Source organism: Inquilinus limosus (assembly GCF_051487185.1).
Lineage (GTDB): Bacteria > Pseudomonadota > Alphaproteobacteria > DSM-16000 > Inquilinaceae > Inquilinus > Inquilinus limosus_F.
Genome location: NZ_JAHVDK010000008.1, coordinates 222,903 through 234,098 on the forward strand (window position 1 = coordinate 222,903; position 11,196 = coordinate 234,098).

The 11,196-nt window shown below is 71.4% G+C and carries 11 protein-coding genes; 6 read left to right on the plus strand and 5 right to left on the minus strand.

The features are described from left to right. Positions 1-27: 27 nt before the first annotated feature. The 3 genes from KXR53_RS11830 to KXR53_RS11840 are packed head-to-tail and all read right to left on the minus strand — an operon-like array spanning position 28 to position 3,607. On the minus strand, positions 28-1,875 hold the full coding sequence (locus KXR53_RS11830; RefSeq protein WP_437375342.1) for an ABC transporter ATP-binding protein: 1,848 nt from the start codon (positions 1,873-1,875) through the stop codon (positions 28-30). Then, positions 1,872-2,720, minus strand: coding sequence for a D-amino acid aminotransferase (locus tag KXR53_RS11835; RefSeq protein ID WP_437375343.1), 849 nt, complete (start codon positions 2,718-2,720; stop codon positions 1,872-1,874). The genes KXR53_RS11830 and KXR53_RS11835 overlap by 4 nt, the downstream gene beginning before the upstream one ends. Next, positions 2,717-3,607, minus strand: coding sequence for a MurR/RpiR family transcriptional regulator (locus KXR53_RS11840; protein ID WP_437375344.1), 891 nt, complete (start codon positions 3,605-3,607; stop codon positions 2,717-2,719). Before KXR53_RS11840 ends, KXR53_RS11835 begins: the two co-directional genes overlap by 4 nt. A gap of 407 nt (positions 3,608-4,014) precedes the next feature. Between KXR53_RS11840 and KXR53_RS11845 the strand changes: the two genes are divergently transcribed. The 5 genes from KXR53_RS11845 (at position 4,015) to KXR53_RS11865 (ending at position 9,393) form a co-directional block, all read left to right on the plus strand. After that, positions 4,015-4,803, plus strand: coding sequence for a class I fructose-bisphosphate aldolase (locus KXR53_RS11845; RefSeq protein ID WP_437375345.1), 789 nt, complete (start codon positions 4,015-4,017; stop codon positions 4,801-4,803). Between the two features lie 22 nt (positions 4,804-4,825). Continuing rightward, on the plus strand, positions 4,826-6,373 hold the full coding sequence (locus KXR53_RS11850) for an FGGY-family carbohydrate kinase (protein ID WP_437375346.1): 1,548 nt from the start codon (positions 4,826-4,828) through the stop codon (positions 6,371-6,373). 64 nt (positions 6,374-6,437) lie between these two features. Further along, positions 6,438-7,427 (plus strand): ABC transporter substrate-binding protein, encoded by a 990-nt coding sequence (locus KXR53_RS11855; RefSeq protein ID WP_437375347.1) that lies wholly within the window; start codon positions 6,438-6,440, stop codon positions 7,425-7,427. Between the two features lie 180 nt (positions 7,428-7,607). Next, a complete protein-coding gene (locus tag KXR53_RS11860; RefSeq protein ID WP_437375348.1) occupies positions 7,608-8,645 on the plus strand; it encodes an ABC transporter permease subunit in 1,038 nt (345 codons plus the stop codon). Further along, positions 8,638-9,393 carry an ATP-binding cassette domain-containing protein gene (locus KXR53_RS11865; RefSeq protein WP_437375349.1) on the plus strand — a complete coding sequence of 252 codons (756 nt, stop codon included), beginning with the start codon at positions 8,638-8,640 and terminating at the stop codon, positions 9,391-9,393. Before KXR53_RS11860 ends, KXR53_RS11865 begins: the two co-directional genes overlap by 8 nt. 141 nt (positions 9,394-9,534) lie before the next feature. Here the strand turns inward: KXR53_RS11865 and KXR53_RS11870 are convergent, their stop codons facing one another. Beyond that, positions 9,535-10,218: a FadR/GntR family transcriptional regulator gene (locus tag KXR53_RS11870; protein ID WP_437375350.1), complete on the minus strand. Its 684-nt coding sequence runs from the start codon at positions 10,216-10,218 to the stop codon at positions 9,535-9,537. A gap of 202 nt (positions 10,219-10,420) precedes the next feature. Between KXR53_RS11870 and KXR53_RS11875 the strand changes: the two genes are divergently transcribed. After that, positions 10,421-10,846: a hypothetical protein gene (locus KXR53_RS11875; RefSeq protein ID WP_437375351.1), complete on the plus strand. Its 426-nt coding sequence runs from the start codon at positions 10,421-10,423 to the stop codon at positions 10,844-10,846. Positions 10,847-10,953: 107 nt separating this feature from the next. Here the strand turns inward: KXR53_RS11875 and KXR53_RS11880 are convergent. Next, the coding region (locus KXR53_RS11880) for a hypothetical protein (protein ID WP_437375352.1) at positions 10,954-11,196 on the minus strand (243 nt) is incomplete at its 5' end.

Sequence of the window (11,196 nt, forward strand, 5' to 3'; positions counted from 1 at the left end):
GGATCGGTCATGGTTGCGGAAAGCCGGTCAGCCGAAGTCGCCGACCGGGTGCCGGGCCACGAAATGGCCGGGCCCGACGGGTTCGAGCGGCCGCACCAGCGGCTCGTCGCCCAGGGCCCGGATCGGGCTCGGGATCTCGCCCTCGATCAGGCTGGTGTCGCGGTTGCGCCGGGCGGGGTCGGCCACCGGCACCGCCGTCATCAGCCGGCGGGTATAGGGATGCTGCGGGTTCTCGAACACGGCCTGGCGCGGCCCGATCTCGACGATCTGGCCGAGATACATCACCGCGACGCGGTGGCTGACCCGCTCCACCACCGCCATGTCGTGCGAGATGAAGAGATAGGACAGGCCGTGCCGCGCCTGCAGCTCCATCAGCAGATTCACCACCTGGGCCTGGATCGAGACGTCGAGCGCCGCCACCGCCTCGTCGGCGATGATCAGCTTCGGCTCCGACGCCAGGGCGCGGGCGATGCAGATGCGCTGGCGCTGGCCGCCGCTGAACTCGTGCGGGTAGCGCTTGGCATGCTCGGGCCGCAGCCCGACCTGGGTCAGCAGGTCGGCCACGCGCTGCTCCACCGCTTTGCCCTTCGCGAGGCCATGGGTCAGCAGCGGCTCGGCAATCGAGAATCCCACCGTCAGCCGCGGGTTGAGCGAGGCGAAGGGGTCCTGGAAGACGTACTGGATCTTCTGCCGCAGCCGGCGGCGCTCCTCCGCCTTCATCTCGGCCATGGTACGGCCCTCGAAGCGGATCGAGCCGGCCGAGGGCTCCAGCAGCTGCATGATGGTGCGGCCGGTGGTGGACTTGCCGCAGCCGCTCTCGCCGACCAGCGCCAGGGTCTCGCCGGGCTGCAGGGCGAAGCTGACCTGCTCCACCGCATGCACCCGGGCGGCCAGCCGGCCGAACACGCCGCGGCGCACGTCGAAGCGGGTCGAGAGCCGGTCGACCTCCAGCAGCGGGGCCGAGCCCACCCGCACCGTGTCCTGCGGCGCCGGCGGCGGCTCCTGCGAACCGTCGACGCGGACCAGCGGGAAGCGCGCCGGCAGCGGCTGCCCCTGCAGGCTGCCGAGCTTCGGCACCGCCGACAGCAGCGCCTGGGTGTAGGGGTGCTGGGGCGAGGCGAAGATGCGCTCGGTCGGCCCCTCCTCCACCTTGCGGCCCTGGTACATGACCACGACGCGGTCGGCGACCTCCGCCACCACGCCCATGTCGTGGGTGATGAACATCACGGCCATGCCCATCTCGCGCTGCAGCTGGCGGATCAGCCGCAGGATCTGGGCCTGGATGGTGACGTCGAGCGCCGTGGTCGGCTCGTCCGCGATCAAGAGGCTCGGCCGGCAGGACAGCGCCATGGCGATCATCACCCGCTGGCGCATGCCGCCGGACAGCTGGTGAGGATGGCGGTCGAGCATCCGCCTCGCCTCCGGGATCCGCACCCGCTCCAGCATGCGCAGCGCCTCGGCCCGCGCCGCCTTGGCGTCCTTGCCCTGGTGCAGCATCACCGCCTCGGCGATCTGGTCGCCGATGGTGAAGACCGGGTTCAGCGACGTCATCGGCTCCTGGAAGATCATGGCGATCTCGTCGCCGCGCAGCGACCGCAGCGCCTCGGCCGGAGCCTGCGCCAGGTCGCGCACCTGCCCGTCGCGGCCGCGGAAGCGCACGGCGCCGCGCACAATCCGGCCGCCGCCGTAGTCGACCAGCCGGATCAGGCTGAGCGAGGTGACCGACTTGCCGGAGCCCGATTCGCCGACCACCGCCACCGTCTCGCCCGGCGCGATGGCGAAGCTGAGATCCTCGACCGCGGTGACGGGGCCGTCCTCGGTCCGGAACTGGACCGTCAGCCCGTCGACCTCGATCAGCGGCGCCGCTGTGGTCATGCCGGTTCTCCGACCAGGCGGTCGAAGGCCTCCCGCACCTGCCGCCACACCGGCCCGGGGCGGCCGGAGCCGATTGCGGCGCCGTCGAGGCGCACGATCGGCGCCAGCTCCTTGGTGGTGCTGGTGATCCAGATCTCGTCGGCGGCGCGCAGCTCGGCCTCCGCCACGTCGCGCTGTTCGACCGCGATGCCGAGCTCGGCGGCAAGGCGGATCACGATGCGACGATTGATGCCGTCGAGGATGCGGTGGTCGGCGACCGGCGTCGCCACCCGCCCGTCCCGGACCAGGAGGACGTTGCTGGCGGCGCATTCGCTGACGAGGCCATCGCGGATCATCACCGTCTCCAGCACCCCGGCCTCGGCCGCCTGCTGGGCGGCGAGGACGGAGGGCAGGAGGGCGATCGACTTGATGTCGCAGCGCAGCCAACGGATGTCGGGCGCCGAGACCAGAGCGAAGCCGTCCTCCTGCTGGGCGCGGCCGAGGCGCTTCAGCGGGCCGGCGAAGGCGAGGATGCTGGCCTGGGCCGAAGCGGGGAACGCGTGGCTGCGCTGGGCAGGGGCGCCGCGGGTGACCTGCATGTAGATGGTCGCGGCCGGGCGCGGCGCGGTCTCTGCCAGGCGCTGGAACACCGCGGCGAGGGCGACGCGGTCGAGCCCGGGGTCGATCCGCACCGCATCCAGGCTGCGCGCCAGCCGGTCGAGATGGGCGTCGAGCGCGAAGATCCGGCCGTCATAGACCGCCACCACCTCGTAGATGCCGTCGGCGAAGAGAAAGCCGCGGTCGAGCGGCGAGACCCGCACCTCCTCCAGCGGCGAATAGGTTCCGTTCCAATAGGCGAGCGTCATCGTCGGCGTTCCGGGGCAAGGGGGCGGGGACGCCGGACGACAGCCGGGGCGTCCTCGACGAGGAGGTATGGCCTGATCTCTTCGATCAACTCGGCCGCGCCGGCGACGGTGCCGCGGCGCCGGGCGATCGCGCCCGCCAGCGCCTCGGCCACCGCCATCACCGCGATCGAGGAGCCGTGCAGCACGTCGTGCTCGGCCGGGCCGAACAGGGCGGCGTCGCTGTCGGGCACCAGCGGCGAGGCCGGCCCGTCGGTCAGCGACAGGACGCGCAGGCCGCGCGCCTTGGCCTGGCGCAGCAGATCGATGGTGGCGCGGGAATAGCGCGGCACCGAGATCGGGATCAGCAGGTCGCCCTCGCCGAAGCGGAGGAGCTGGCGGACCATGCGCTCGGTCCCGCCGCTGCCGTCCAGCACCTCGACCGCCGGGCAATAGGGCAGCAGCAGCTCGGCCAGGAACCGCGCGATGACGGCGCTGATGCCGAGACCGAGCGGCACCACCCGGCGCGCCGCCAGCACCAGCTCGACGGCGCGGGCGCATCCGTCCTCCGTCAGCAGCCCGGCGGCCTGGCCGAGATTGGCCGACACGGTGTCGAGCGACCCGCGCAGGACGGCGGATGCCGAGTCGGGGCCCTGCTGCGTCGCCCGCAGCTTCTCGACCGGCGCCAGCGCGCGCTGAAACTGCTGCAGCAACTCGGCCCGGAATTCGGGATAGCCGCCGAAGCCCAGGCGGTGGGCGAAGCGGTTGGCGGTGGCGATCGAGACCGAAGCCGCGCCCGCCAGTTCCTCGATCCCCATGGTGGCGGCGCGGAACGGATGCGCCAGGACGAAATCCGCCAGCCGCCGATGCGCCGGCGAGAGCGCGTCGACGCTCTGCGCCAGCCGGTTCATCAGGGTCTGCGGCGAGTCCTGGGGCATGCAGCGAGGAAGTAAAGGAACGGAAAGCCGCCAGGTGGCGGATGAAAATTCTTCTGTCATCTACCTCCCGATATGTAAAGTTTTTTTCAAGTCGGATCGACTGAGCCCCCGCAGGCGAGGCCTTTTCGGAATTCCCAACTCGTCATTGCGAGCGTAGCGAAGCAATCCGTAGTGCAGCTCGTGGGGGCCGATGGATTGCTTCGTCGGCTTCGCCTCCTCGCAATGACGGTGAGAAAGCGCGACCGACGCGCCGCACTGCGGTATCGCAGGCGCGAAATAATCATTCGTTGACGACAGATATCAGATAACTAGCATGCGAAGCGTCAGCGCATTCCCATCGCCAGCCGTACCTCCCGCAACCAACCGGTGAGCCACAGGCCATGGCCAGACTTTCCTTCGGTGATCGCGGCATCGTCATCGCCATGGACCACGCCCGGACGCTGGGCGTGGTGCCGGGGCTCGAGGACCCCGGCGCCGTGCTGGACCGCGTGATCGCGGCCGGCGCCGACGCGATCATGACCTCCTATGGCGTGATCAAGCACTATCGCGACAAGCTGCTCGGCCGCCTGCCGGTCTATCTGCGGCTCGACGGCGGCCCCGGCAGCTACCGCGAGGACTGGCTGCGCTACACTGAGTGGAGCCTGCTGCACACGGTGGAGGATGCCCGCCGCCTCGGCGTCGACGGCGTCTGCGTCATGGGCTTCATGGGCGGCACGGTCGAGATGCGGACCTACGACATCGTCGCCCGGGTGGTCGGCGACTGCGCCGCCGACGGGCTGCCGGTGATGGTCGAGGCGCTGCCCTGCCCGGCCGAGCGCATCCCGGACCCGCTCGACCCCGGGGCGATGGCCTCGGCCTCGCGCATCGCCTTCGAGCTCGGCGCCGACATCGTCAAGACCTACTACACCGGCTCGGTCGAGGGCTTCCGCCGGGTGACCTCCACCTGCCCCGCCCCGGTGCTGATCGCCGGCGGGGTGAAGATGGAGACGGTGCGGGCGGCGCTGGAGGTCGTGCACGGCTCGGTCCAGGCCGGCGGGCGCGGCGTCGTCTTCGGCCGCAACATCTGGCAGGCGCCGGACCCGGCCGCGGTGGTGCGGGCGCTGGCGGCGATCATCCATCGCGGCCAGGGCGTCGACGAGGCGATGGCCGCCGGCGGCTTGGCCGGCTGAGAGCAACGCGCGGGGCCCGGCAATGTCGGTGCGCTTCGAACCGCCCTTTCTGATCGGCATCGATGTCGGGACAAGGTCGGTCCGCGCCATCGCCTTCGATGCGCGCGGCCGCCGGGCGGCGCAGGCGGCGCGGCCGACCCCGGCCAAGATGCGGGCGGGCGGCCGCGGCGAATACGACCCCGACGCCCTGTTCGCCACGGTCACGGACTGCCTGGCCGAGGCGGCGCAGTCGCTGGCCGGCGGGCCGGTCGCCGGCCTCGCGGTCGGCAGCGTCGGCGAGAGCTGCGTTCTGGTCGACGAGACCGGCCGGTCGCTGGCGCCGTCGCTGGTCTGGTTCGACCGGCGCACCGAGGCGGCGGCACGGGCGCTTGCCGACCGGATCGGCCCGGACCGCATCTTCCAGATCACTGGCGTCGCCATCGACCCGACCCTGACCCTGTGCAAGCTGGCCTGGATGCGCGAGCACTGGCCGAAGGCGATGGCCCGCGCCCGGCGGGTGCTGAACATCGCCGACTGGATCGCCTTCCGTCTGACCGGCGTTGCCGCGACCGAGCCCACCCACGCCTCGCGCACGCTCTATTTCGACATCCATGAGCGCCGCTGGTCTGAGGAGCTGCTGGGCCTGGTCGGAATCGACCCCACCGTGCCGCCGCCGATCCTGGCCGCCGGCGCCGCGCTCGGCCCGGTGCGGCCGGAGGTGCTGGCCGAGACCGGCCTGGCCGGGCGGCCGGTGGTCGCTGCCGGCGGGCACGACCACCTCTGCGGCTCCTACGCCGCCGGGATCACCCGGCCGGGCATGCTGCTGGACAGCTTGGGCACGGCCGAGGCGGTGCTGCTGGCGACGGCCTTCCCGCTGCTCGACCCGGCGGTGATGCGGCGCGGCTTCATCCAGGGCGCGATCGCGACCCACCGCCCCCTCTCCTATCTCGGCGGCGGCATCAACAGCTCGGGCGGGGCGGTCGAATGGTTCCGGGCGCTGACTGGCCAGGCGGCGCATGAGGCGCTGATCGCCGAGGCCCGGGCGGTCGAGCCGGGCAGCCAGGGCGTGGTGTTCCTGCCGCATCTGGTCTACAGCCCGCCGCCCGATCCGGACACCACGGCCCGCGGCGCCTTCATCGGCCTGACCGCCCATGCCGACCGCGGCGCGCTGTTCCGGGCGGTGCTGGAGGGGCTGGCGATGCAGGCGCGGCTGATGGTCGACGCCATGGCGCTGCCGGGGATCACCCCGCCGACCGAGATCCGGGCGATCGGCGGCAGCTCGCGCAACGCGCTGTTCCTCGAGATCAAGGCCAATGTCTATGGCCGCCCGGTCACGGTGGTGGACGAGCCCGAGGCCACGGCGCTGGGCGCCGCGCTGCTGGGCGGCGTCGCCGCCGGCCTCTGGCCCGATCTCGACGCCGCCCTCGCCGCCATCGACCAGCGGCACCACACGGTGGAGCCGGACCCGGAGCTCGCGGCGCGCTACGATGCGCTGCATCGGTCGGTGTTCGAACGGCTGCAGGCCACGCTGACCCCGCTGAACCGCGCCCTGGCCGGCTTCGACCGCAAGGCCGAGCTGGTCCCGGCCTGAACCCCTCGCGCCGGACGGCCGGCGCCAAGACCAAGAACAATCAACCAAACAGATGGAGGAAACGATGGAACGGCGCTTGTTTCTGTCCCTTCTGGGCTCGTCGGCCGCGCTCGCCGGCACCGCCGCGGCGGTGACCCCGGCCGCGGCCCAGGGCAAGAGCTTCAGGATCGCCCTCGTCCCCGGCCTGACGACGGACGCCTTCTACATCACCATGCGCCGCGGCGCCGAGGCCGCCTGCAAGGCGGTCGGGGCCGAGCTGGTGTTCCAGGGCGCGCCGGAGTTCAACGCGGTGCTGCAGGTGCCGGTGCTGGACGCGGTGATCGCGCGCAGGCCCGACGCGCTCTTGGTGGCGCCGACCGACAAGACCCAGCTGATCGAGCCGCTGCGCAAGGCGGCCGATGCCGGCATCCCGGTCTTCACCGTCGACACCTTCATCGGCACCGGCGTCTACCAGACGGGCGAGGGCAACGCCGATTTCCCGCTGTCCTACATCGCCTCGGACAACATCCTGGGCGGCCGCATCGCGGCGCGGGCGCTGGCCAAGTCGATCGGCGGCAAGGGCAAGGTCTACGTCTCCAACGTCAAGCCCGGCATCTCCACCACCGACCAGCGCGAGGAAGGGTTCAAGGACGAGATCAAGGCTCATTCCGGGATCGAGGTGCTGGAGACGCAGTTCAACGACGACGATGCCAACAAGGCGGCGTCGCAGCTGCAGGCGGTGCTGGCCCGCAACCCGGACCTGGCCGGGGTGTTCGGCGCGAACCTATTCTCCGCCATCGGCGCCGCCAACGGCGTCAAGCAGGCGGGCAAGGCCGGCGAGATCAAGATCGCGGCCTTCGACGCGCCGCAGTCGATCGTCGAGGACCTGAAGAACGGCACGGTCGACATCGCCATCGCCCAGCACCCGGCCGAGATCGGCTATTTCGGCGTGATCTGCGCCTTCGCCCATCTGACCGACCAATCGGTGCCGGCCGAGATCGGCACCGGCTTCACCGTGATGGACAAGGCCAATATCGACGACCCGAAGGTCGCGAAGTTCCTCTACACCGGGTGATGCGGGAAGAGCGACCTGTCCGTTTTGTGAAACCGTCATGGCGAGGCGCGCCCCTTGGACTTGATCCGGGGGGCCGTGGCCATCCAGAGGTCAGCGCCGCTGGATGGCCACGCCCCTTCGGGGCTCGCCATGACGGGTCAATGGTTCAGACCGTTGAATGACTCCGGAGCCGGTGCGCCCATGTCGTCGATCTCCTCGATCCCTTCTCCCGCCACCAGCGGCGGCCGCGCGCTCCTCCTCCGGGTCGCGGAGCTGCGGGCGTGGCTGTTCCTGCTGATCCTCATCGTCTTCTTCGAGGCCTGGGCCCGGATCGTCTACGACACGACCTTCATCCTGAACCCGTACAACCTGCAGTCGATCGGCATCTTCGCGGTGGCGCCGCTGCTGCTGGCGATGGGCCAGACCTTCGTCATCATCTCGGCCGGGATCGACCTGTCGGTTGGCTTCACCATGGGCCTGGCCTCGGTGGTCGCGGCCCATGCCGCCAATCTCGGGCCGGTGATCGGCCTCGGGCCTGTGCCGGCGATGCTGCTGGGCTTGGCCGCCGGCGTCGCGGTCGCCTTCATCCCCGGCCTGGTCAATGGCTGGCTGATCGCGCATCTCAAGGTGCCGCCCTTCATCGGCACGCTCGGCATGTACGGCGTCGCCCGCGGCACCGCCTTCCTGATCGCCGGCGGCACGACCGTGCCGGTGGCGAACGCCTGGTTCGCCACCATCGGCAACGGCCGCATCGCCGGCATCCCGACCGTCGTCCTGATCACCGTCATCGCTGCGCTGGCGATGCACTACCTCTTGTCCCAGACCCGCTTCGGCCAGCACACCTATGCCATCGGCGCCAGCCGCAACGCGGCGCTGCGGGCCGGGATCGACGTGCGCCGCCACGCCATCCGCCTCTACCTGCTGTCGGCGGTCTGCGCAGGTCTGGCCGGATCGCTCTACGCCGCCCGCTTCGCCGCCGGCGCGGCGCAGGCGGGGGAGCCGCTGCTGCTCGATTCCATCGCCGCCGTGGTGATCGGCGGCGCCAGCCTGTTCGGCGGGTCGGGCACGATCGGCGGCACCATCGCCGGGGCGCTGGTCATCGCCGTGATACAGTACGGCCTCGTCTTCATCGACGTCGAGCCGTTCTGGCAGTTCGTCGCGGTCGGCGTCGTCATCATCATCTCGGTGCTGGTGGATCAGAGCCAGCGCCGGCTGGCACGGGGGCGGCAAGATGACTGAACCGCTCATGACCGAGCCGCTGCTGTCCGTCCGCAACCTGTCCAAGCGCTTCGGCGGGGTCCAGGCGCTGAACGCGGTGTCGCTCGACCTGCATGAAGGCGAGGTGGTGGCGCTGGCCGGCGACAACGGCGCCGGCAAGTCGACCCTGATCAAGGCGATCTCCGGCGTCCACCGCCACGACGAGGGCGAGATCCGCCTGGCCGGCGAGCCGGTGGCCTTCGCCACGCCGCACGACGCCCGCGACCGCGGCATCGAGACGATCTATCAGGACCTGGCGCTGGCCGATAACCTGTCGATCGGCGCCAACATCTTCCTGGGGCGCGAGCCGAAGCGGCGGCTGTTCGGCCTGCTGCCGGTGCTGGACCGCAGGCACATGGCCGAGGCGGCGCGGGCGACCATGGCGCGCCTCGACTTCCATGTCGAGCGGCTGGAGGCGCCGGTCTCCACCTTCTCTGGCGGGCAGCGCCAGGCGGTGGCGATCGGACGGGCGATCTACTGGAACGCCCGCATCCTGATCATGGACGAGCCGACCGCGGCGCTGGGCGTGCCGGAGCAGCGCAAGGTGCTGGCGCTGGTGCAGTCGCTGAAGGCGCAGGGCAAGGGCGTGATCTTCATCTCGCACAATCTCGGCGACATCTTCGCGGTCGCCGACCGCATTGTGGTGCTGCGCCGCGGGGTCAAGGCCGGCGAGCGCCGGACCGCGGAGACCGATGCGGATGAGGTGGTGCGGCTGATGGTGGGTGGGTGACGGCGGCCTCACACCGTTGAAAGTCGTCATGGCGAGCCGGCGAAGCCGGCGTGGCCATCCAGGGGCCGGTGCGCTGGATGGCCACGCCCCTTCGGGGCTCGCCATGACGGTTCTGCCTTTCGGCGGAACGGCTCGTGGTCTCTACCCTTCGCCCAGATCCGCCACGATGTCGAAATGGGCGACCATCAGGGCGCGGGCGCGGTCCGGGTCGTGGGCGCGCACCGCCTCGGCCAGCTCGATATGGCAGCGCAGGGCGCGCTGGGTGGTGGCCAGGTCGCGCTTCAGCTTGGCGCTGCGCATGGTCTCCCGCGTCGACGGTTCGAGCGCCTCCAGAACATGGGCCAGGAGGCGCCGGCCGCCGATCGCGGCGAGCCGGCGGTGGAACAGCAGATCGGCCTCGACCCAGGGGTCGATGGTGCGGATCTCCGACGCCATCAGATCCACCGCCTCGATCAGCCCAGCCACCTCCTCGGCGCTGGCCCGGGCGGCGGCCAGGCCCGCGGCCTCGATCTCGAGCGCCCGGCGCAGGGCGGAGAACTCGCCCGCCGCGATGCCGTAAGCGCGGGCCAGCGTGCCGAACAGGTCGGCGATGGCGCCGCCCGACAGCGGCTGCACCACGGTCTGCCGCCCGTGCCGGATGGCGACGATGCCCTGCACCGCCAAGCGCGCCATGGCCTCGCGCACCACCGGCTTGGAGACGGCGAAGCGCTCGGCCAGCGCCGCCTCGGGCGCCAAGGGTTCGCCCGGGTTCAGCCGACCGGCGGCGATGTCGTCGAGGATGCCGTCGACGACCGAGGCGGCCAGGCGGTCGAGGCTGCGCCCCATCTCAGCCGGCCCGCCCTGATCCGCTGCGCCGCATGCCGCCTCCCCCACCGATCGTGACCACTGCGGCCGAGCATACACCGGCCGCGCCCGGCTTGGACCGGCTTGGACCAAAGGACAACGGACCTAGCGTCGCCGGGCCGCCATACTCACCCGAACGGGCGGGCCCCGTCGCGCGGGCGCCGCATATGGGAGGGAGCCTGAGATGCGCACACCGACGATCGCGGCGGCTGCCGCCCTGCTGCTGACGCTGGGCCTGGCCGGCCCGGCCGCGGCCCAGGCCGGGCTGACCACCCGGGCCACCAATCTGGAGCCGCTGAAGCTCTCCTCCGGCCAGCCCTTCCCGGAGAAGCCCTACGAGCTGGAGGCCGGCAAGTACTACCGCTGGACGATCGAGAGCGACGGCACCGCCGAGATGGCGATCGTGGCGCCGGAGTTCTTCCGCAACATCTGGATCAACGAGGTCGTGATCAACAAGATCGAGGTGCGGCCGCTGGGCCTGGATTCGATCGAGTTCGACGACGAGGGCAAGGCCACCATCTCCTTCGTGCCGATCCGCCCCGGCACCTATACCTTCCACGCCCCGGGCACCGAGGCCGAGGGCCTGCGCGGCACCTTCGTGGTGAAATAGGCGCGCGGACGCGCGCAGGCCCCTCCGCCCTCCGGCGAGGGAGGGAAGGCTGCGTTCGTGGATGCTGGAAGTGGACGGAATTGGCTGAGTGCGACGTACCGGCGGGGTCACCCGGTGTCCGGCGCCTTGGGCTTGCGGCCGCCGGCCGAGCCGGGCGGATCCGCAGGCGGATCGTCGTCCGGCGGCAGGAAGCCCAGCGCCTCCATCGCCTCGTCGGCCATCTCCAGCCAGCGCTCCGCCTGCACCGGATAGCCCCAGCGCCGGCACAGCGCCGCCACCGCGACCTCCGCCCGGCTGGCTTCCACCAGCTCCACCACCTCCGGCCGTTCCAGCCGCTCGGTCAGCTCGGC